A 22,555-nucleotide genomic window follows, 5' to 3' on the forward strand; every position below is an offset into this window, starting at 1 on the left:
GGTTTCTCTCATCTTTTTTTTGTTTAAATATCAATCTAACGGAAAACCGTGATTTTTGATTTCTAACGGCTACTGGTGTTTTGCGCAACAACCCGTGAGTGTAACTTTATAAAAAAATGATGAAAAAAATATTTTACATATTACCTTATGTAGCATTGTTGCTTTTTTCAATATCCATCAAGTCTCAGGAGATCGACTGGGGACAGATCAATGGCAATAATGCGTTCAACATCATCAATATTCAAAATCCGGATATTGGATCTTACGATGCAACCGTCCAAATTGGTAATCACAACAGCGCGGAACTTCTCATCAATGAAAGAACTAAACTTTCCGTCGCACAAATCGGTGATTATAACAAACTTCTTTTTAATAATTCCTTCACCGAGACCAAGGTCAACAACAGCATCACGACGCAAGGTCATAACAACATCATAGACATCACGGGAAGCAATAGCATTTCGGATGATATGAAAATCAATGTGAAAGGTGACAACGTGACCATCTTTATGAGAAACTATTAAAATCATTAAAAATGAAAAATCTATATACTCTGATGTTTTCCGCTTTTATATTATTTCCTTTTCTCAAAATGAAAGCTCAGGACGATAAAAAGATTGTGGCGAAAATCGAAAGTAAAAACACAGAAGGTCAGATGAAGCTGAGCGCTGTCGTGACAAACAATTCTGATACCTATCAAGAACTCAACTATCTTTTGATTTCCATTAAAAAAGGCAACGGCGGAAATCTTTCCAACAACAAACAAAGTGGCAAGTTTTCCATCAGTCCATCCGAAACGAAAAAACTTTCTGAGATCAGCGTGAATCTCAATAGTAAAGATGCGCTGAAAACCTTTCTCTACATCCGAGACGAGCAAACCAAAACGCTCATTTCAAAAGATAGCCTTGTCGTTAATTCCAATGATTTCCAGCAAACTGCAAGAAAAGTGGAAGAGGAAAAATATTCAGAACTGAAAGGTCTTACGATTGATGAGACCAAAAGCAAAATAGGGAAGGATTTCTATGACGCCTTTTATATGCAATACAGTCAACTGACGGAAAAAGGCAATTATACCATTGCCATCAGCGAGTTACCGTCCAGAGGAACCACAGGTCAAATCATCGTAACCATAGATGATAAGCAGATTTATAGTTTTTTCACCAATCCAAATGAGGAATATCTGAAAGAACAATTGGCAATGACGTTCCGAAATATCAAAGACTACAACGCCAAAAAGAATCTCATTAAAAATGAATTTCTATACTAAAAATCTAATGCTATGAAAACAATATTTATTTTGATGATAACCGTTTTCGGTTCGCTTTCCCTCTCGGCGCAACAACTGGTTTACAAACCTATCAATCCGGCATTTGGAGGCGATACTTTCAATTACCAATGGTTGTTGAGTTCCGCTAATGCTCAGAATCAGTTTGATGATGGGAAAGATGATTACAGAAGCCTTCTGGATGATATGAACTCTCTGGGCAGTTTTACAGACAGTCTTAATAGGCAGATTCTAAGTCAGCTTTCTCAAAAACTTTTTGAAGACCAATTTGGAGATAGACCGCTCACTGCGGGGAATTACACATTTGGATCCTTGTTTCTGGAGGTCAATCAGACTTCACAAGGTTTGCTGATCAACATTTTGGACACCAATACTGGTCAGCAGACAGAGATTGTCATTCCGAAGTAAAAACTAAAAACCAATCCAATGAAATCAATTATTAACCATAGAAACTTTGCAGGTGTGATTCTGTTTTCACTGATGCAGAGTTGCAGTTCGCTTTTCAACTTGCCATCCAATAGTGAGAAATCTACAATGGGCGAAGTGACTTCCTACACCACGGAACTCAAAAAACTGCCTCCACCAAAAGAGAAAATTGTCATCGGTGTTTACAAGTTCCGAGATCAAACAGGGCAATACAAACCTTCGGAAAACGGAAGCAATTGGAGTACGGCAGTTCCACAGGGCACGACAACGATCCTCATAAAAGCTCTGGAAGACAGCAAATGGTTTGTCCCAATAGAAAGAGAAAATATCGCGAATCTCCTTAATGAAAGACAAATCATCAGATCCACAAGACAGGAATATTTGAAAGAAGCCGACAAAAATGTGCAATCACTTCCGCCACTTTTGTACGCTGGTATTTTGCTGGAAGGTGGTGTGATTTCTTATGACAGCAATGTGATGACGGGCGGAATTGGCGCCAGATATTTCGGAATTGGTTTGTCGTCGCAATATCGTCAGGATCGGATCACGATTTATCTGAGAGCGGTCTCTACGCTGAATGGCGAAATCCTGAAAACCGTTTACACTTCAAAAACAATTCTCTCGACAAGCGTGAATGGAAACTTTTTCAGATATATCGATACAGAAAGACTTTTGGAATCAGAAGTTGGTGTTACCCAAAATGAGCCGGTGCAATTGGCGGTGACAGAAGCGATTGAGAAAGCCGTGAAATCACTCATCGTAGAAGGTGTTCGCGATAAAATCTGGGGAAGTGCCATTCAGGATCCGACAACTTACAAAGCTTTGATTGAAAAATATGAAACTGAACAAGAAGATAATGACAAGCGGATCATCGGAAACAAATATCCGAACAACTACCGTCAAAAAGTAGCGCTGTTTGCCAATCTGGAAGGACAGCAGATCAAAGGTGATTATGTAAATCCCAAGGCAAGCGTCGGTTTCAAATTGGGCTTGAAATATTTTCTAAGCGATCACATCAATGTGGAACTCAACGCCAATGTCTTGACACTTCGGAATCAAAACATCCTTGCCAGAACATTTCTTGTTTCTGAGGTCAATCTGGAATATCTGATGCTCCCAAAATATAAATTATCACCATTCCTCTACGCAGGTGGCGGATCTATGTTTTCTGAAAACCAAAATTTCTTCAAAGCTCAATTCGGTGGTGGACTGGAATATCTGATGGACAAGAACTTTGCCATTAGACTTTCCTCTCAATATGACCTTGGCTTCACAGACAATTGGGATGGATTGGTCAACGGCAAACAGAAAGATCAAGCAATCCGTGTGGCACTGGGAATCATTTTTTATCTCGGAAAAAAATAAAAACTACAATTATGAAAACTATTATAAAAATCACAGTCTTCTTTATTTTCTCGATCTTCCTGATTTCGTGTAATGAAGAGTTGGTAGAGGAAACGCAATCCGGCATTCTCAAAGGGAAAGTCGTGAGAAGAGGAAGCAATGAACCGCTGGCAAATGTCAAAATATTTACAACACCTACAACGAACACGGTTTTCAGTGCACAAGATGGAACTTTTGAAATCAAAGATATGCCGATTGGTAATTATTCCTTAAAAGCCGAACTGACTGGATTTCTCACCAATTTCCTAAGTGTCAATATGCAATCACAAGATCAAGTTGTGACGGTCGTATTTGAAATGGATGATGACGAATCTCTTAACACAGCACCATCCGTCCCGACTTTGCTTAGTCCTACAGATAATTCGGAAAATCAACCTTTGGAAGTGGAGTTGACTTGGAATACGACAGATCCAGACAGTCTTGATGTTTTGAAATACAGATTGATCGTTAAAAATAATCTCAACACCAATGTTCTGGAAGTGAAAGATCTTCTGGATAAACATTACACTTTGAAAGATCTCAAATTCGGTGTCAGCTATTTTTGGCAAGTTGCTGTTTCAGATGGGATTCATCCGGAGGTTTTCAGCGCTGTGAGTAAATTTACGACAAACACAACGCCTGCAAACAGATTTCATTTTGTAAGAAAACAATCTGGGAATTTATATATCGTTTCGACAAACGAAGCTGGAACAAGCTTTGGCTTCACGGCGCTTTCCTACAACAGCTGGCGACCAAGAAAAAATAACAACGCCGGCATCATCGCTTTCCTCAGAACGGAAGGTGGAAACACGCATATTTTCACAGCCAAGCCAGATGGATCGGAAGTTTTCAAAGTGACAACTGTTCCTGTTTCGGGTTTCAATAATTACGAATTGGATTTTGCGTGGAAAACGAATGGGAAAGAATTGATCTACGCCAATTTTGATAAGCTTTACAGAATCAACAAAGACGGAAGCGGACAAGAATTGATCTACACAACGCCCGATGGAAGCATTATTTCAGAATGTGATTGGAGCTACGACAGCAGTAAGATTGCAATCAAAACAAATGACTTCAATGGTTACAACACCAAGATTTATGTGATCGATATGCTCGGCAATACGCTCAAAACAGTTTTGGCGGGTGTTTCTGGTGGAAGTGGCGGGCTGGATTTTTCTGTAGATGGTAATCTTTTGCTCTATTCACACGATGTTTCGGGTTATCAAGATGGTAATTACAGACAATTGGATTCTCATATTTTTATTTACAATTTGACGGATAATTCTGTTCGCGATATTTCCGCAGAAAGTGAAAAAACAAATGGAACCAATGATCTGGACCCGAGATTCTCGCCAAACAATGCACAGGTAATTTTCACAAACACATCTAATGATGGTATCTCGCAAAAAACAATAATGATGATAGATTTAAGTAGCTCAGAATCTGATCTGGAAAGAACAACCCTTTTTAGTAATGCAGAAATGCCGGATTATGAGTAAAAATATATTACGATTTTTGTAATAGGAAAGAATTTCTGGGCCGGAGCAAAAGGTTTTTGAAATTCTTTTTTTTTTTGTTTAATGTTTTCTTACTGCAAAATGTGATTTTCCATGGCGTACTTCACAACGCCTGCAGAATTTTTCACATTCAATTTCAATAAGATTTTTTTTCGATGGGTTTCCACCGTGTTGATGCTGATGAAGAGCGTTTCAGAGATTTGCTTGCTACTCATCCCGTCGCAGATCAGTTTCAGAACTTCCATTTCACGTTTTGTAAGACAATGGTCGTTTTGTTTGTGGTCATTTTCGATGTGGCTTAGGAAATTCATCATCCGTTCTTTTGCAAAATCGCAGATGTAAATAAGGTCAGACCTCAAGGCCTCAATGGATTTTACAAACTCTTCATATCCACAATTGATGTCCAGGTAACTTTTGATGCCTTTCTCAAAAAGCTTTCTGATTTCTGCAACTTCGAAAAAATTTCCGATGACAATGATCTTGATATTCTCATGTTTACAAACCAGATTTTGCACCAAATTGTACATTTCCGTTCGTACAAGGCAATCAGAACCCAACATTAGGAATTCCGGTGGTTGGTAGCTCAGTTGTTCGTAGAGTTTTTCATTGGAATTACAGATGTGTACAGATTCGAAGATTTCCCCATCTGTAAGTAGTTTCGAGAGGCCTTCTGCGTAAAATATCGGCTCGTCGAAAATGATTAATTTTGGTTTCATAGGATTCGTTTTTCTATAGTTGGTCTTAACTCAAATATAATGAAAAAAACAATAATTGCCATAAGATATTTTCTTAAAATATATGATTATCATTGATTTTTTTTTAATTCTAAATAATTACTAAATAACTGTTTAATTTATTGATAGAAATGATTCTGACAGTAATTAGGACTTTGGTAGTTGTTGAAATTATTCGGGAATTTTATCTTTATAAAGAATGATAAGCCTACTAATAAAATATTGAATCGAAGTAATCATAAATTAAATGAAATTAAAATAATGGTTATGCTAAAAAGTCAATGGGTTTAAACTAATAATCCTTTTGAAAAGCAAGAAAATGCTGGATTAAATAAAGATCTTATGTTTTTTGGATTCGAAAAAGAATTTCTGAGCCGGAGCAAAGGTCCTTGAAATTCTCGTCCAAAGTTTTTTATCTTAAAATATGATTATCCATCGCATATTTCACAACGCCTGCAGAGTTTTTCACATTGAATTTTAACAGGATTTTTTTTCGATGACTTTCCACGGTATTGATGCTGATAAAAAGCTTTTCACAGATATTTTTGCTACTCAGTCCATCGCATATCAGCTGTAGGACTTCCAATTCTCGTTTGGTGAGAGTTTCTTTGAGGTTGTTTTGATGTGGGTTCTTGGTGTAGCTGAGAAAATCCATCATTCGTTCTTTTGCGAAATCACAAATATAAACAAGACCCGAGTTGAGTGCAGTGATGGACTTTACTAGCTCAGCATATCCGCAATTGGTGTCCAGGTAGCTTTTGATGCCTTTATCGAAAAGTTTTCTAATTTCGGACATTTCCAAAAAATTACCAATGACGATAATTTTGATATTCGGGTGTTTATTTACCAAATCTTGTATCAAGATGTACATTTCTGATAATCCAAGGCAATTGTTTCCAAGCATTAAGAATTCGGGAGGTTGGTAGCTAAGGTTTTCGTAGAGTTCCTGGTTCGAGTTGCAGATGTAGACTAAGTCAAAGATTTGCCCGTCTGTAAGGAGTTTGGAGAGTCCTTGGGTGTAAAATACGGGCGCATCGTAAATTATCAATTTTTTTTTCATAAAATTTGTGTTGTCATTTGTCTCTAACTCAAATATAATAAATAATAGTTATATATATTAAAATTATTTAATCAAATACTGTAATATTCTTATCGATTCATTTAAGATATGAATGTTTCCTTGTTTTATTTTCATACTGGTGAAATCGTTGTTGAGGTAACGTATTAATAACCATCAAACGAGGTCGGCTTCTTTATTACAGTTCAATTTTGTTATTTTTGAATATGATATTTTATCTCATCACGATTTCAGTCATCAGTATTATTCTATTTGGAATTGATAAGTGGAAAGCCAAAAAACATCAACGTCGCATTTCTGAGTCCATGCTTTTACTGATAAGTTTTTTAGGGGCAAGTTTAGGTTCTGTTTTGGGAATGTTAATCTTTAATCATAAGATTTCGAAACCTGGTTTTTGGTTGAGGTTGATGGTGGTTGTCATCGTTCAAATTCTTGCGCTGATTTATCTTTTACCTGATATGTATTCGTCACGATAAATCTGATCATTAATAAAAACTACTTTGAAAGATTTTATAATTCATTAATAAGATGATTACTAAAATTAATTTTGTGAAAATAATAATCATATTGAATTTTATAATTAATTTAGTTATCAAAATTTGGTTATCGTAATAAGATTTTTAAAAGATTAGCTTTTTAATCATACTCTGGTTTTTCAAAGATCAAAATGACTCCAAAATTTATAACTTCTAACAAAAAAATAAAATAAAGTATGAAAAATCTAACTTCTCTGGCAATCTTGATTTTGCTGGTTTCCCTCTCCTTCACGAAGGCTCAAAAAATTGCTGATGGTGAAACTGTGGATGTGAATGGATTGGCTGTCACTTTCAGTATTTTAAACAAAGAATCTGTAAACGTCGGCGGAAAAAACTTCGATCGTTACAAAGTCTCTGCAAATCTGGTGAACAACTCCCAAAAAGCCTACAGCATCCGAATGAGCAATGCGCCTCAAATCGTTACCAACACAGCTCTTGTGGAACTCAATTGCCTCAACGCAACAGGCGCCAAACTGACTTCTAAAAAAATCGATTTGAAACTGAAGCCTCAGACTGTGAATGTCACATATTGGGCTTACAATAAGGACGGCAAGTATGAAAGTTCCATCATCCCGATCATCGCTTCATACTATTTGGACATTGGAGATTCTGTGAATGACAATGCGATTTTCATAGTGCCTGCAGGCGAACAGCCGAATGTTTCGGTTAGGAAGCTACAGTAGTAATAAAAATATTATTTAGATGAGAAAGATAGTATATCTCTTCCTAATGCTTTTCATGGTCTCCTGCATTGGAGATGAACCTTTGAATCCGGAAGCTGATGTGGAAGAATTCACAATAGACCCACAACTTGTGACATCCAAAACCGTCATAGATCAGGCCAACAGCAAGATATTGATCTATCTAAAACCCGAAGCTTACCAAAACGGAATTTCACCGATTTTGAAATTGTCAAAAGGAGCAACGTCATCGCCTGCATCTGGATCATTGATCAAATTTGATCAGCCAGTTTTTTATACAATTAGTTCAGAGTCTGGCGCAAATCAAAAAAGATATGAGATAGAAGTGGTGGAGATTGGCACGTGGACTTTCAACTTCGAAACTTGGTCTGCTAACAAAGAAAGCGGATACGAATTTCCACTCGACAACAATATCCAAATCTGGTCTTCCGGAAATCCAGGTGTAGCTTTGTCTGGCGTTCCTCCGCAGGCAGATGCTTATCCAACACGTTCTACAACCGATGGGCTAAATGGAACCAAAGGCGCACAACTCACTACAATTCCTGGCAATGAGCTTTCTGAGTTTTTGGGGATCAAATTATTTCCGGGATCTTTCTTCCTAGGCGATTTCAATTCCGAACAGGCGTTGGCAAATCCGCTGGCGGCCACAGAATTTGGGCAACCTTATTTTGATACGCCTGATAAATTCACAGGGTATTACACCTATAAACCTGGCGCAACCTTTCAGGATCAGGCGGGAAATCCGGTTTCTGGTGCAACAGACCGATTTTCTTTGTATGCGGTGATGTTTAATGGACCAGAAAGGCTGAACGGAACCAATATCAACACCTCAGACAAAATCATTGCGAGAGCAGAAGTTCCAAACGACGTTCCAAACACGACAGGTTTCAAACGGTTTGAAGTGCCTTTTACATTCATTCCAGGAAGGACAGCTGGAAATAATGTGATGGTTGCAATTGTGGCGTCATCCAGTTATCAAGGTGATACTTATCGGGGTGCGATTGGAAGTAGATTAGTGGTTGATAGTCTTAGGATCATAGCAAAATAAAAGATGAAAAAATATACATACAGCTTATTGTCAATCGTATTTTCGATTTTTACATTTGCTCAAAAGAGTAGTGAAAAGTTCGAGTTTAAGGTCACTGCTGGACTTAATATCGGAGGATTGTCACCGATTCCTTTGCCAGATAACATTCGAGAGATCAAAAGCTACGATCCTGGTTTCAATCCTTCTTTGGGTGTAGAAGCTCTTTATCAATTTCGACCGAAATGGAGTGTAGGAATAAGTCCGAGAGTGGAGTATAAGGGAATGAAAGTGAGAGACCGCGTGATATATTTTCACACGATGATACAAATGGGCGAGGGTGCGGAGACTGCTTCGTTTGAAGGCGACTTCAGTGGAATCAATTACACAGAATCAAAAAATCTCTATCTCGGTGCACCAGTATTTATCCAGTTTACACCTGGTGAAAAATGGCATTACAGATTGGGCGGTTATTTGGCATTTTTACTCGATTCCAGATTCAAAGGAACTGTTTCAGACGGCTATATTCGGAATGGCGGCTCACTTGGCGAAAAAGTGGAAGTGAATTCTGCCAGCTTTGATTTTTCCGATAAAGTCAGAAAGTTAGATTATGGAGCTTATGCCGGCGTCAGCAGAAATGTAGGTGAGAGATTTTCGGTGGATCTTAGTCTGCAATGGGGTTTGCGCTCGGCTTTCCCATCATCATTTACAGGAATTAGTTTCCCGATGTACAACATTTACGCGCAGATTGGAACGGCTTATAGATTTTAGCTTAATGAAAATCATTAATCATGTATAAAAGACGGGACCAATTGATCCCGTCTTTTTGATTTCGAATTAATATAAAATTGCTATTTTTATACGGATTGTAATTCTTTTAATCAAATACATACTTATGAAAAAGACATTCAACCTTGCCAAATCAACGCTTGTTTTCTATGCTTTCATTGCGCCTTTTATCATTGGTGGTTCGCTTTACAATTTGGTATATGGACTAATGTTGGGAGAAAAACCCACAGTGAGAATCGGCGTGTTCAGTCTGCTTGGATTTGTGGTCTTGCCTATTTTACTGATCTCAACTTATCTTCGAAATAGAGTGGTGGTGACAGGTTCAAATGTCCAAATAAACAAAACAGACTTTCCAAGGTCAGAATATGATTTTGCTATTACAGAACGATATTTACCTTTGAAAGAACGACCTCTGTTTTCTCTTTTCCGAAAAATATTCCACACTTTGGCAATCACAAAGAAATCCGATGGCACAGTCGTTTTCTACCAAGATTTGGAAACGTCCCGGACGGATGCAAAAGAGATTCAAGTGGCCTTGGAAAGCTGATTCTTGGGAAATTCTTGTAGAAATTTTAGATTAAAGAAGTAGGAGTTTTCCTGTTATCCCTTTAACTGCTTTATTCTGAAATCATTGGGAGATATCTCCTTTGCAGATTTGAAATATTTTCCAAAATGTGAATTGTCATTGAAACCCAACTCATAGGAAATCTCAATAATAGACAAAGTCGTGTGAAGCAACAATCTTTCAGCTTCCAGAATAACCCGGTTTTTGATGACTTGGCCTGCAGTGATATCGATTGTTTCTTTCACCAGAGCATTGAGGTAATTGGCTGTCAGATTGAGTTTCTCTGCGTATTTTGAGGTGGTTTTCAATTCTTTGTAATGCAAGTTCACAAGTTCATTAAAGTCGTCAACCAGTTTTTTCTTATGGTCCACGGAACGATTTAAAAGGTCTTTTTTTGCAGAGTTTCTAATATATTTCAACATAAAAACTTTCAAGAGTAGACACAAAATTTCTTTTCTTGATATTTGATTTGATTTGTATTCGGCAGAAAGTTCTTTGAATGTTTGATTGATATCTTTTAAACTTTCGGATTTCAATGAAATAAATGGAGAAACATTGTGAAGTGCAGTGTCACTTTTTATCATTTTGTTTCCTGTGTAAACGTGGTTGTAAAATGATTTGGTGAAGAGAATGACGTCGCCTTCAGCCTCGTAGTCCTTGAAATAATAAACCTGATTATAATTAATGAAAAAAAATGTCTGCGATTTCAGTTCATATTCCTGGTCATCAACAATTAAATATCCACCTGCGTCTTTAAAAAGCAAAACAGCAAAGAATTTATTTTTGTAATGTGAATCCGAATTTAACTTCTCACGAAACGTCGAGTAGGGCATCATCAAAAACTCATTCCTCGTTGGAGAATGAAAGTTGAGTTTGCTTAAGGTCAGTGAAAGGATATTTGGAGTCAGGATTTCATTATTTATACTCAAATATAGGAATATTAAACAAAATCATCTTTTTGAGAGTCTAATTCTTAAATTCCAATATCTTAAGTTCTTTCGGACTGATTTCGTGATCGATTAATTTATCAACATATTCAGAATTCATCGCACGCAAAACAGCCATATAATTCATACTAAAATCCACAGTGTCACCAACGCTCAAATGTCGGTGGTTATCGGAAAGGTCCAAGATCATCATATCGGAACTCGCTCCAATGATTTTGATATCTTCGGATAACGGTGCAATTTGTTTCGGGTCAACATCCAAAATGCCAATATCCACGATGGCTCTCAAAGAAGTTTTCCCTTTGTTGGCCAAATCGTGTTGTGGTTTTTCGCCAGTCAAATTTGTTCCCGCGTCGCCAGCCGGAACCATTGGTTTTTCTGCGATTTCGATGATTTCTGCTGTCAGTTTGAAAACATCCTGATACATTCCGCTGATGGTCGAGTCGCTGTAAACATCGGTTCCGAAAAACAATGATTCGCCAACGCGGAAATGGTTGATTCCAGGATGAATTTTGTTCTTAAAAATCAAAGGAATTGTGACAGATGAACCTGCAGAAATAAAAGGAATTCTGGTTTGATGAGATTCTTCAATGATTTCTTTGAAGCTATTGAGTTTCAATAATTTTTTCTCGTCAGGCAAAATCCCATTCAGACAATTAAGATTAGTGCCGATTCCCACCACATCGATGTTTGGTAACGTCTTCACCTCGCCAAAGAAACGGGAGAGATTCTTTACCATAATGCCTTCTCGCAATTCGCCCATCTCCACCATTATCACAATTTTGTGGATTTTGTTTTGCAAAACCGCTTCTTCCGATAGAACTTTCACCGTGTCAATCTCACTGTTAAAACTCACATCGGCATATTTTATAATGCTTTTCGCCAATCTTTTTGCGGGCGGTTTTATGTAAACAGTTTGTGTTTCGGGAGAAATTTTTTTGATGTGTTTCAGATTCGTCAGTCTGGAGTCACAGATTTCTTTGTCAGAGAATTCCAGCAGACATTCCAAAAAATCTTCGTTTCCGCAAAGTAATTTGGCGACGACTGCCCATTCAATATGGTTTTCTTCGAAAAGTTGGTTGAGATAATTGTAGTTGTATTTTAGTTTATGAGAATTTAATGTAATGTATGACATTTTATTTTTTTAATCGCATTTCAAGATACTTGTTTGTAAAACCAAGTTTTTTGTAAAGGTGCATTGCCGGATTTTCCGGTTCACAATGGAGTGCGATGTCTCCATCAGAAGAGTCAATGGCGTTTTGCATCAGAAGTTTTCCAATACCTTGTCCACGCACGGTTTTGTCGGTGGCAATGTAGACAAGAATGTTTTCAGGAATATAACCGCCCATTCCAGTTTTGTTCACAACAACTGCACCGACAAGTTTCTGATTGTCTTGGTCTGTAGCCGTGACGATGATTCCGCCTGGTTTGTTTTGATTGCCCTGAGAATAGTCGACCGCATCAGCAATATCGTTTTGCGGATCGCCGTATTGATCCAAATGTTCAAAGAGAAATTGAATGATTTCTTCTTTTTGGTTTTCTTCTATTGTATTTTGTTCTGAATAGGTTTTTAATGTAATCATAAATTGTTCTTATCCCGGATTTGGAAGGGTAATGTCGTAGCCGTTATTGGTAATTGGTTCACTTTCCTTTTTGGTATATTTATTCTTAAGAAAGAACAAAGGAATATCCGTGTTGTTAATAATTTGTTTGAAAAAGTTTTCAAGGAAAAATGATTTCCAGCTGTTTTCATCTCGGTAGTTGAGAATGATAATATCGGCCTCGTCATCCTTGGAATACTCTGAAATTTGTATCGCCTTTTCGCCAGTCTGTACAAACTGAGATTGATATTCTTGAGAACTTTCTTCGAGGGTTTTTCGTACTTCTATGTAAGCATTTCTGATTTCGCGCACATCATCTTTACCACTGATTCCCAAAAGACTGATGACACCTTTATTTTTTTCTGCAATGGTAAGTGATAAGTCTATTTTATCTAATAAATCATCCAAAACCCTGACTGGTACAAGTATTTTGTCAAAGTTATATTTCACACAACTTTCTGGAACCAAAAGTACAGATGCATTTGAACCAGTCAGAATCTCGTACGACAGCGAACCGATAATAACTTGCAAAAAATTCTGCTGACCAGAAGTTCCACAAACCACCAGATCGACATCTTCATTTTCAATCACTTCATTGATACCGTGAATCAAGCTGTCATTTTTAAGAATTGATTCAATGAATAATTTCGGATATTTTGTTTTTAATGATGATTCTAATAGTAGCAATGCCTTCTCAGCTTTTTCTACATTATCTTGCACAATATCAGCTCCCAATAATTGTTTTCCCGTCTTGTCAATCACGAAAAAATTATCGATATTGTGAAGCACAATTACTCGGGAATGATGCCTTGACGCAATGTTCAATGCCATCACCAAAGCATTTTGTGATTTTTCCGTGAAGTCAGTGGTTACTAGAATTGTATTGATAGAATTTTGCATAGTGATTTCTGTGAGATATATTAATCTGCAAAGATCTATCAAAACCCTTAAAATTGATGTTAGAAAAGACTGTGATGATGGTATATTTTATCTATTTTTTTTTATCATCAAATGGAATGTAATCATTATTTTTCAAATATAAATTTTTAAAAAGCAAAATAATTTGGATTAAACGTTTAACCAAAACTTAACATCACTGCATTGATTTATTATTATAAAATTAATTTAGAAATGATATTTAATATTAAATTACTGATATTCAATAATATGTGAAACTAAATCTGATGGTTGAAAAATTTCCCAAATTACACTTTTTTCTGAATTAGGGAAAAGATTATCACTATTGTTTATTAAATTTATTATTAAATACTTTGCATTGTAAATAAGATTAATGAAAAGAGCATCGATTAAAGATATTGCCAGAATTGCCGGAGTTTCCGTGGCAACTGTATCTTATGTGCTCAACCGCAAAGAGGGACAAAGAATCAGTGAAGACACAAAGAAAAAAATCTTTGAAATTGCTGAAACGATTAACTACGTTCCAAATAGAATTGCGAAAAGCCTTCAAAATAATAAAACCAAATTATTAGGCTTGATTGTAGCGGATATTTCAAACGATTTTTATTCCAGCATTGCAAGGCATTTGGAAGACAAAGCTTTGAAATTAGGATATACTTTGATCATTGGAAGTTCTGACGAGAATCTAGAGAAATTTAAAAAATTGATAGAACTTTTTTCGCAACAACAAGTTGACGGGATGATCGTAGCACCAGTCGCAGGCTCGGAAGAAATTCTACAGAAATTGGTAGAAAAAAATTATCCATTGGTGACCATCGACAGGTATTTGAAAGGTGTTAACATTCCAGGGATTATTTTAAATAATAGAGAAATTACGGAAAACACGACCAATTATTTGATCAACAAAGACTTTGATCAAATAATCTATGTTGGTTATGATACGAAATTGCCCCATCTTCTAGACCGTCAAAACGGTTTCGAATCAACAATTGCGGAGTCAGGAAAAATGGTTTCAACCAAACATATTTTGGTTGGCTTAGAAAATATCGCAGGGGAAATTCAATCGAAACTTAAAGATGTTTTAGGTGGACATCCCGCTAACACTGCACTGTTTTTCTCAAGTAACAAGCTTGCTGTGGCTGGTCTTTCTTATCTGGTAAAAAATAATATCAAAGTTCCGACTGATGTTTCGGTTGTGGCATTTGATGAGATAGATGCATATCAGTTATTTCCTGCTGATATCACTTATGTAAAACAACCTCTGGAGGAAATGGCAGATGAAGCAGTTAAATTGCTAGATATGCAGATCAATCAATATTCGACTTTAGCCAAAAAAATTACTTTGTCGGCAGAACTTATAATTCAAAATTCAACCAAATAATATTTTTTTAAATATAAACTTAAACGTTTAACCTAAAATGGATACAAATAAAAATTCTTACGCAGTCTGTTTCGGAGAAGTCCTATGGGATATTTTTCCAACGGGAAGCCGAGCAGGTGGTGCGCCTTTCAATGTTGCCTACAACTTAGACAAAATGGACGTAGATGTCAAAATGATTACCAAAATCGGAAACGATACTTTAGGAAATGATCTTCTAAAACAAATCAGAAGCTGGAATATCTCTACGGAATATATTCAAATCGATGACGAGAAACCGACAGGAACTGTCATTGCCAATTTTGACGAACATGGTGAAGCGCATTATGATATTGTAAATGATGTAGCTTGGGATCATATCAAGATCTCTCCTGAACATCGGGAACTTGTGGAAAATGCTGAAGCTTTCGTTTTCGGTAGTCTGATTGCAAGAAATGAGGAATCAAAAAATACATTGCTCCAATTGATAGAGTTTGCAAAATTCAAAGTATTTGATGTTAATTTCCGTCCGCCTTTTATCGGTTTTGATCTGGTGAAAACATTGCTTGGTAAAGCCGATTTGGTAAAAATGAATAAAGCAGAACTGAGGCAGATCATCGAATTTTTGGACAAAGAATACATCGATGAGGACAGCAGTATAAAATATCTTCAAAATTATTTTGATCTGAATGAAATCGTGTTGACCAAAGGAAGCAAAGGTGCAAGATATTTTGTGGGAGATAAAAGTTACGATTTTTCAGCAGTTTCTATAGAAGTTAATGACACTGTCGGAAGCGGAGATTCTTTCCTAGCCGGTTTTTTATCTAAAAGGATTGAAGGGAAAACACCTGATGAGATTATGAAACAAGCGGTTGCCTTAGGTGCATTTATCACATCGAAATCTGGCGCTTGTCCAGATTATACTTATGAGGAATTCAAATCTTTCCGTGAAGAACATTACGGTCAAACTATTTAAATCAATACGATGAATACTGCAAAATTTACAGAAAAGAAATACTATGTCGTACTGGCATTTGTGATTTCATTATTCTTCTTTTGGGCGATTGCTTTGACGATGGGAGATGTATTAAACAAACATTTTCAAAATGTCCTGAAAATATCAAAATCAGAATCAGGATTGGTACAGCTTTCAATCTTCGGAGCATACGCATTGATGGGAATTCCTGCTGGATTATTTATGAAGAAATTTGGTTACAAATTGGGTGTGATCTTGGGATTATCACTTTTTGCGTTTGGTTCTTTTCTTTTCATTCCGGCTGCCAATCAGATGTCATTCAACTTTTTTAGAATTGCACTTTTCGTCTTGGCAATGGGAATGGCGACCTTGGAAACGGTGGCGCATCCATTTGTCGCAGCATTGGGAAATGAGAAAACAAGTGATCAAAGAGTTAATTTCGCACAGTCCTTCAATGGTTTGGGTGCAATCATCGGTCCGCTTTTAGGTGGTTTTTTCATCTTCGGGAAATCGGGTTTGGATGATAATTCATTAGATTCCGTCAAAGATCTTTACACTTGGATTGGCTTTGTTATTTTAACCATCACCATTATTTTTTCTTTTATTAAAGTTCCAAGTCTGAAAGATCCTCACGCAGAAGATATTCAGATCTCTGAGAAGGAAAATGGAGTGGAAGCTTCGGTTTCAGATCCTCACGCACCACTTTACAAGCAGAGACATTTTATTTTTGCTGTGATTGCACAGTTTTTCAATATTGCTGCACAAGGTGGAACTTGGGCGTATTTTATAAACTATGGTGTAGAAAAAATGCATCTACCGGAAATTGAGGCATCTTATTATTTTTCTTTAAGTATGGCAATGATGATGATCGGACGTTTTGTAGGAACATTTTTAATGAAATTCATAGCTCCGAATAAGCTTCTTGCAATTTTCACAACTTGTAATATCGTTCTGTGTTTGATCATTTCCCAAAGTTTCGGCTGGGCATCTTTCATAAGTTTGATTTTATTAAATCTATTCTTGAGTGTAATGTATCCTACAATTTTCAGCCTTGGTTTGAAGCGATTGGGCAACAAAGTTCCACAAGCTTCATCGTTCCTTGTAATGGCAATGTTTGGCGGTGCTGTTTTTCCACCTTTGATGGGCAAAATTGCCGAAACAGATATTGCGCACGCTTATCTTCTTCCGATTATTTGTTATGCTGTGATTCTATTATTTGCCTTGAAGTTTTACAAGCCGAAGACACTTAAATAAAATGAAAAATTTAAATGTTTTTAAGCACAGCTTTTGGTTTATTTTAATCATCAGCCAGGTTTTTCACGCTCAAATTGTTATCAAAAACAAGGATTTTTCCTTTGGAACAACGGGAAGAATTGGCGCAGGATATTCCCCAAACGCAGATGGGAAGACCGGAAGACAACTGAATCTTAATAATCAAGGTTCATTGGGTGGAAGAATGGATCAGGGCGATTATGTGGATTTTTTGCCAGCCTTTCATTTCACTCCGGTTGTCAACGGCGACAGTGTGAGATCTACAATGATAGATATGCAGGCGAGATTGAGTTTCTATTCGGGCGGCACTTTTCTTGGGAATGTAGATTCAAAATCAAATCAGGGAATGATCATCGCTTTGCCGGAGGCCTTTGTGGAAGCTAGAAATATTATGGGAAGCGACTGGGATGTTTGGGCTGGTTCGCGATGGCTAAGATATGATGACATCCATATTGCAGATTATTTTTACTTCGATGACCATTCAGCGACTGGTTGGGGCGTGAGACATAAGAATACAAGATTCTCTATGTTTTTTCCTGCAGCGATCGATACGGCAGCCAGTAATTCGACGCCATATTCTTACACGAATGTCATTAGTGGAACAAAAAATCTAATCTACAGACAACGGGAAGTTTTTATTTTGGAACAGATCATTCCATTCAAAAATAACAGTCACCAACTGAAACTTCTGGCCGAATTTCATAACGTCGATAAATCAGGCAAAAACTCGATGGAGCAATATAAGTCTGACCAAGGCTGGGTTTTGGGAGCAAAATTAAATACCAATTTAAAAACAAAAATTACAGGATCTTTCAATCAAATATCGATCAGATACGGAGGCGGAATTGCCAACGGAGGAGACAGCGGAAACACCCAAACCTGGCGAACTTACGGCGCTCCTGACGAAATAACGAAAAACTATAAAGGTGCTTATTCATTGACCGCAGTCGAACATATTTTGTTAAATCTTTCCAATAAATGGTCTGCCAACGCCTATGCGGTTTTTACGATGAGTAAAGGAGGTTCGGAAAGTAATAACAAAGCAATCGACTATTATCAAAGAGAGATTTTTAATAAAAAAACTGAATTCAATACAGGTTTGAGAGCGACTTACTATTTCAATAATTGGATCCATATTCTCTCAGAACTTCATTTTGCAACAAGGAAAGACGGCAATCAAAATCCAGCTTCGATGACGAAATTAGTTTTAGCGCCAACCATTGTCCCGACCTCGGAAAGAAGTGTCTGGGCTAGACCGCATATTCGTTTCATTGCAGAAGTTTCTAGGTACAATGATCAGGCGATGAACAGTTTGTATTCACCATTTTTACAGCAATCCGGAGCGAAGAGATTCGGGACTTATTTTGGCGTAAGAACGGAATGGTGGATTTTCTAATTAAAATTTAAAATTTAAAATTAAAAAATGAAAGTAAAATTTGGAGCATCACTGCTTTCCTGGATCACACCAAATTGGAATCCGGAAGCAGGAAAATATGCGATAGAAAAAACAGCCCGTGCAGGTTTTGATCTGATAGAAATTCTATTGCCAACCTCAATGGAATTTAATTCTCAAGAAGTAAAACAACAATTGAAAGATCATCATCTGGATGTTGTCTGTTCACTGAATCTTCCGAAAGAAGCACACATCGCATTCTATCCCGAACTTGCAGAAAAACTAATAAAGCAAGCCATTGACAAAACCTCGGAACTCGAAACTGATTTTTTAGGTGGTGTTCTTCACGGTGGAATTGGTGTGTTTTCAGGAAATCCATTGACAGAAAATGAATCTGAAATCATTGTAGAAGTTTGGAGCAAAGTTGCTGATTATGCCAAAGAAAAAGGTGTCAATATCGGAATTGAACCCATCAACCGTTATGAATCTTACGTTTGCAATACGGCAGAAAATGTTTTGAATCTCATTAAAAAAACTGGAAAAGATAATCTGTTCCTTCATCTCGACACCTTTCATATGAATATTGAGGAAAATAATTTTTACGATCCAATCATTCTTGCCGGAAAAAAACTGAAACACGTCCATATCACAGAATCTAACCGTGGAATGTTAGGAGAAGGAACGGTCAATTGGGAAGAGCTTTTCAAAGCTTTGAACGAAATAGATTTTGAAGGAAATTTGGTTTTAGAGAATTTTTCATCTTCGATTCCAGGACTGCAGCAGATGGTTTCGCTTTGGCAGAAATCTCCTTATGATGCAGATGAATTAGCTGTGAAAAGTTTAGATTTCCTGAAACTCCATTTGTAGTATTATTTAAAAAGATAAGGGGAATATACATTCTCGGAAATTCTTTTCTTACAAGTCTCCTGAATTACTATTATTGCTTCATTAATAGAAAATAAAACCCTTTCAATCTTGTGTTGAAAGGGTTTTGTTGTATGAAAATTTGATTTTATTTTACAATAATCTTAAACGTGCTATTCAGGTTTTCGCCAGAGACATTTAAAATGTAATTTCCTGACAATTTGCTGCTAGGAATATCCAATATGAAAAGTCCTTTTGTATTAGAGGCAATCTCTTTTTTGATGATTATTTTCCCTGTCATATCACGTAAAATTGCAATCAAATTTGATTTTTTGTAATCCGGAAGTTGTATTGAGAGTTGATCTTTCACCGGATTTGGATAAACAATTCCTTTTTTTGCTATGAATTTATCTGTGCTCAAAGTCGTCTGGCTGTACAATGCGCTTACTTCTGCAGGCGTTAGTGCATAATTGAACATTTTCAACTCATCAAACGCACCTTTATATGGCGCAGGAGCGTTGGTTGTTGCCTGCAATTCCAATTGTCCAATGTTCCCGATGACAAAATCACTTGCTTCGCCAATATCAGTTACTCCAGTTTCATCGCCTTCCACAGTAAGAACGCCATTGGTGTAAACTCTTATTTTATGGGCAACCACATCTCGCATTATCACTACATTTACCCATTCATTGGTGAAATATTTGGCAACGCTGGTTGAGATTTCTTTTTTCGTTTTATCATCATCGATGGCAAATCGCAATTGTCCGCCTTTTATCTCAACATTGAAGCGTCTTCCGGTGGCTTCGGTCGTCGCATTTTTGGTGATGGAACCTTTGCACAAAACATAGAGGCTTGTAGAAGATGAACTCGGGATCATGCTTGCCGGCGCTTTCATCCAGTAGGAAACGGTAAAAGAATTCTTACCAAATTGGATATGTTCATGATTCGGAATACTTGCGATGTACATATTGCTTGGCGAAGTTGCTAGATCTAGCGCATAATTTTCTTTTCCGGGGATTCTTACATTAGAATTATCATAAGCCAAATCCAAAATCCCTTCGTTCTCGTAATCAGTTAAATCCGCTATTTTTTCACCTTCCAAAGGCACTTCTTGGAAAGGCCAATGACCGACAAGACTTGGTGTCAAGGTGTGAAAATTCCAAACGTCACCCGTTGCTGTTCCTTTTTCATTGGTCGCATCTATTCTCCAATAATAAGTCGTCGCGGGATTCAATCCAGTCAATTGATAAGACGGCGAATTTGAGTAAGCAACATCTGCAACCTTGCTTAAGTTTGATGCATTAGTTCCCAAATAAACTGAATAGGTGGTCGTATTTGTACTTCCAGACCATTTCAAAAGTAGATTCCCGCTTGTCAGTTCTACATTATTGTTTCCATTTGTTGGGTCCGGAGTTGTGGTTTTTAATGGTGCCGATGGAATTGGAGGTGTGGTGATAGAAGCAACCGAAGTGTAAACCGAGGATTCCGTCGCATTGATAGCTTTTACACGATAATGATATTGCGTATTCGGTGTTAAATTGGTTTCATCGTAACTCGTAACATTCGCTCCCAAAGTTGCAAGTTCTGAAAAATTGGTTGCGTCTGTGGAACGCTCCAAAATATAATTGGTTTCATTGTCTGCATTATCGCTCCAATTGACTGTGAAAGAACTTGACGGCGGAACTTCCGTTGTCGTAACATTCGTAAAATTAACATCAGTCGGCGGAATTATAAAACCTGGCGGAGTCTGATTTGGAAGGCTATTGATGTAAACTTCAATGTTCAAGTATGGCGCATTGGTTGTGCTGACATTCAGAGCGTCTGGTGTATATTTGTCCAATCCGTTCGCATCTTCCCAAGCATCAGGCATTCCGTCATTGTCAGTGTCCAAAGGCGCTGGAGCTCCATACACATGACCTGCACCACCGTTTGTAAATCCAAATTTCGACGTTAAATCTGACTGAACATAGACATAAGTTGCGGTTGTACCTTTTGACATCAAATCAGAAATCATCAGATTTTCAACCTGGTCTCTTCTCGGATAAGAAGCTCCGACATCTAAAATCGCCTTTTCATACGCTTGTTGAGCAGTAAGAACTGGATTTTTCATCGGATAATCGTAAGGCGTAGATTTGATGGAATTGATGTCTCCAGTTGGATAACCTGTCAAATCCGCAGGAACCAAATTTCCATTCAAGATTCCGTCTTTGTTATTGTCAAAATAATTTCCCGAACCATACAAAAAGAAGTTGTCATTCCCTCTGTTGAAAGGAGAAGTCACCGAATTGCTGGTGTTTGGACCACCGATGAAGTAATTGTTAATGATATTCACATCCGAAGTTCCTGCCGAATCTCCACCCATTATATAAGCATCGCCCGATTCTGTATGTCCGTACGTATTTCCATAATTTCCCCAATTGTAGACGATGTTGTTCACAAATTCGTTGATTCCTTTGATTTTATTATTTCGGGTTTTGTTGCAGATGTACAAGTTTCCGATGAGACTGATTTTTCCGCCAGAAGGTTGCATCAATCCTCCTGCAGAATGGTTGTGACGGTGCAAACCTTGTCCCATAATAGAATTCTGAATCGTGATATTATCAGGACTTTCGCCTTTGTTGTCCCAGTTGATGGAGAAAACTTCATCGGTTCCCCAAGTGAAGGACATGTGATCAAAAATCATATTCGCCCCATTTGACAAACCCGATGCATCCTGATTCTGAGCCGTATTGCCAAATCGTATTCTCATATAACGCGCAATCGTATTGCTAGCTCCCGTAAAAGTAACTCTTGCACCGAGCAAAACGATTCCCTCTCCAGGCGCAGTTTGTCCTGCAATTGTCGTATTTTTTGAAATGACGATTTGAGACTGAGTCCGGATAATGCCACCCACTTTGAAGATGACAAATCGACCTTCCTTGCTCACTGCATCACGGAAAGAGCCAGGTCCGCTGTCGTTTAAGTTGGTTACCAAATAGATTTCAGGATTCGCTGAACCTCTCGCTCCTGTAGTGTATCTGCCGAAACCAGTCGCTTCTGGAAATGCTAAAGTTTGAGCGTTCAAGCCAACCGAAGTCGATAATAGTCCGCCAAACAAGCAAAGTTTAAGCATTTGCTTAATAGATAAATTTTTTTCTCGCATAACAATAATTCTGATTGATTAGAAATAAGCTTTTTGATGTGATGGAA

22 protein-coding genes are annotated in these 22,555 nt (G+C 37.4%); 15 read left to right on the forward strand and 7 right to left on the reverse strand.

Features of this window, described 5'->3' with window-relative positions:
- Positions 1 to 116: 116 nt before the first annotated feature.
- Genes IO90_RS17895 through IO90_RS17915 form a run of 5 tightly spaced genes read left to right on the forward strand, consistent with a single transcriptional unit; the run spans position 117 to position 4,593 of the window.
- A complete protein-coding gene (locus tag IO90_RS17895) occupies positions 117 to 524 on the forward strand; it encodes a hypothetical protein (RefSeq protein WP_228374717.1) in 408 nt (135 codons plus the stop codon).
- 11 nt (positions 525 to 535) lie between these two features.
- Positions 536 to 1,267 carry a curli-like amyloid fiber formation chaperone CsgH gene (gene csgH, locus IO90_RS17900; protein ID WP_051878934.1) on the forward strand — a complete coding sequence of 244 codons (732 nt, stop codon included), beginning with the start codon at positions 536 to 538 and terminating at the stop codon, positions 1,265 to 1,267.
- A gap of 12 nt (positions 1,268 to 1,279) precedes the next feature.
- Entirely contained in the window at positions 1,280 to 1,693 is a 414-nt protein-coding gene (locus IO90_RS17905) for a curli assembly protein CsgF (protein ID WP_034970716.1), read from the forward strand.
- An 18-nt stretch (positions 1,694 to 1,711) separates the two neighbouring features.
- Positions 1,712 to 3,076: a CsgG/HfaB family protein gene (locus IO90_RS17910; protein ID WP_034970719.1), complete on the forward strand. Its 1,365-nt coding sequence runs from the start codon at positions 1,712 to 1,714 to the stop codon at positions 3,074 to 3,076.
- A gap of 11 nt (positions 3,077 to 3,087) precedes the next feature.
- Positions 3,088 to 4,593, forward strand: a complete 1,506-nt coding sequence (locus tag IO90_RS17915; RefSeq protein WP_034970721.1) for a carboxypeptidase-like regulatory domain-containing protein — start codon at positions 3,088 to 3,090, stop codon at positions 4,591 to 4,593.
- A gap of 89 nt (positions 4,594 to 4,682) precedes the next feature.
- On the opposite strand, the gene IO90_RS17920 is transcribed toward IO90_RS17915, so the two are convergent.
- Entirely contained in the window at positions 4,683 to 5,327 is a 645-nt protein-coding gene (locus IO90_RS17920) for a response regulator transcription factor (RefSeq protein ID WP_034970724.1), read from the reverse strand.
- Positions 5,328 to 5,757: 430 nt separating this feature from the next.
- A complete protein-coding gene (locus IO90_RS17925; RefSeq protein ID WP_034970728.1) occupies positions 5,758 to 6,405 on the reverse strand; it encodes a response regulator transcription factor in 648 nt (215 codons plus the stop codon).
- A 224-nt stretch (positions 6,406 to 6,629) separates the two neighbouring features.
- Here IO90_RS17925 and IO90_RS17930 point away from each other — a divergent pair, with 224 nt between their 5' ends.
- From IO90_RS17930 to IO90_RS17950, 5 genes are all read left to right on the forward strand, one after another.
- Positions 6,630 to 6,899 carry a DUF1294 domain-containing protein gene (locus tag IO90_RS17930; protein ID WP_034970730.1) on the forward strand — a complete coding sequence of 90 codons (270 nt, stop codon included), beginning with the start codon at positions 6,630 to 6,632 and terminating at the stop codon, positions 6,897 to 6,899.
- A gap of 236 nt (positions 6,900 to 7,135) precedes the next feature.
- Complete coding sequence (locus IO90_RS17935; protein WP_034970732.1) at positions 7,136 to 7,642, forward strand: hypothetical protein; 507 nt, start codon at positions 7,136 to 7,138, stop codon at positions 7,640 to 7,642.
- Between the two features lie 19 nt (positions 7,643 to 7,661).
- Entirely contained in the window at positions 7,662 to 8,708 is a 1,047-nt protein-coding gene (locus IO90_RS17940; protein WP_081871851.1) for a PCMD domain-containing protein, read from the forward strand.
- A gap of 3 nt (positions 8,709 to 8,711) precedes the next feature.
- Positions 8,712 to 9,455, forward strand: coding sequence for a porin family protein (locus IO90_RS17945; protein WP_034970737.1), 744 nt, complete (start codon positions 8,712 to 8,714; stop codon positions 9,453 to 9,455).
- A gap of 124 nt (positions 9,456 to 9,579) precedes the next feature.
- Complete coding sequence (locus IO90_RS17950) at positions 9,580 to 10,020, forward strand: hypothetical protein (protein WP_034970739.1); 441 nt, start codon at positions 9,580 to 9,582, stop codon at positions 10,018 to 10,020.
- Between the two features lie 53 nt (positions 10,021 to 10,073).
- On the opposite strand, the gene IO90_RS17955 is transcribed toward IO90_RS17950, so the two are convergent.
- From IO90_RS17955 to IO90_RS17970, 4 genes are read right to left on the reverse strand one after another with little or no spacing between them, the layout of a single operon-like run.
- The gene (locus tag IO90_RS17955; protein WP_131450917.1) at positions 10,074 to 10,967 is read right to left on the reverse strand and encodes a helix-turn-helix domain-containing protein; all 894 of its coding nucleotides are present in this window, start codon (positions 10,965 to 10,967) and stop codon (positions 10,074 to 10,076) included.
- 37 nt (positions 10,968 to 11,004) lie between these two features.
- Positions 11,005 to 12,120, reverse strand: coding sequence for an alanine racemase (locus tag IO90_RS17960; protein ID WP_034970744.1), 1,116 nt, complete (start codon positions 12,118 to 12,120; stop codon positions 11,005 to 11,007).
- Between the two features lies 1 nt (position 12,121).
- A complete protein-coding gene (locus IO90_RS17965) occupies positions 12,122 to 12,568 on the reverse strand; it encodes a GNAT family N-acetyltransferase (protein WP_034970747.1) in 447 nt (148 codons plus the stop codon).
- 9 nt (positions 12,569 to 12,577) lie between these two features.
- Positions 12,578 to 13,486: a universal stress protein gene (locus IO90_RS17970; protein WP_034970749.1), complete on the reverse strand. Its 909-nt coding sequence runs from the start codon at positions 13,484 to 13,486 to the stop codon at positions 12,578 to 12,580.
- A gap of 391 nt (positions 13,487 to 13,877) precedes the next feature.
- Between IO90_RS17970 and IO90_RS17975 the strand changes: the two genes are divergently transcribed.
- The 5 genes from IO90_RS17975 to IO90_RS17995 are packed head-to-tail and all read left to right on the forward strand — an operon-like array spanning position 13,878 to position 19,369.
- Positions 13,878 to 14,885, forward strand: a complete 1,008-nt coding sequence (locus IO90_RS17975) for a LacI family DNA-binding transcriptional regulator (RefSeq protein WP_034970751.1) — start codon at positions 13,878 to 13,880, stop codon at positions 14,883 to 14,885.
- 37 nt (positions 14,886 to 14,922) lie between these two features.
- Positions 14,923 to 15,837: a carbohydrate kinase family protein gene (locus tag IO90_RS17980; protein ID WP_034970754.1), complete on the forward strand. Its 915-nt coding sequence runs from the start codon at positions 14,923 to 14,925 to the stop codon at positions 15,835 to 15,837.
- A 9-nt stretch (positions 15,838 to 15,846) separates the two neighbouring features.
- Entirely contained in the window at positions 15,847 to 17,091 is a 1,245-nt protein-coding gene (gene fucP, locus IO90_RS17985; RefSeq protein WP_034970756.1) for an L-fucose:H+ symporter permease, read from the forward strand.
- A gap of 1 nt (position 17,092) precedes the next feature.
- Positions 17,093 to 18,505: a carbohydrate porin gene (locus IO90_RS17990; RefSeq protein ID WP_034970758.1), complete on the forward strand. Its 1,413-nt coding sequence runs from the start codon at positions 17,093 to 17,095 to the stop codon at positions 18,503 to 18,505.
- A gap of 27 nt (positions 18,506 to 18,532) precedes the next feature.
- Positions 18,533 to 19,369 (forward strand): sugar phosphate isomerase/epimerase family protein, encoded by an 837-nt coding sequence (locus tag IO90_RS17995; RefSeq protein ID WP_034970760.1) that lies wholly within the window; start codon positions 18,533 to 18,535, stop codon positions 19,367 to 19,369.
- A 145-nt stretch (positions 19,370 to 19,514) separates the two neighbouring features.
- Here the strand turns inward: IO90_RS17995 and IO90_RS18000 are convergent, their stop codons facing one another.
- The gene (locus IO90_RS18000) at positions 19,515 to 22,478 is read right to left on the reverse strand and encodes a LamG-like jellyroll fold domain-containing protein (RefSeq protein WP_228374718.1); all 2,964 of its coding nucleotides are present in this window, start codon (positions 22,476 to 22,478) and stop codon (positions 19,515 to 19,517) included.
- Positions 22,479 to 22,555: the final 77 nt, after the last annotated feature.

Origin of the sequence: Chryseobacterium sp. FH1 (genome assembly GCF_000735135.1) — a bacterium.
In the GTDB taxonomy this organism is placed as follows: Bacteria; Bacteroidota; Bacteroidia; order Flavobacteriales; family Weeksellaceae; genus Epilithonimonas.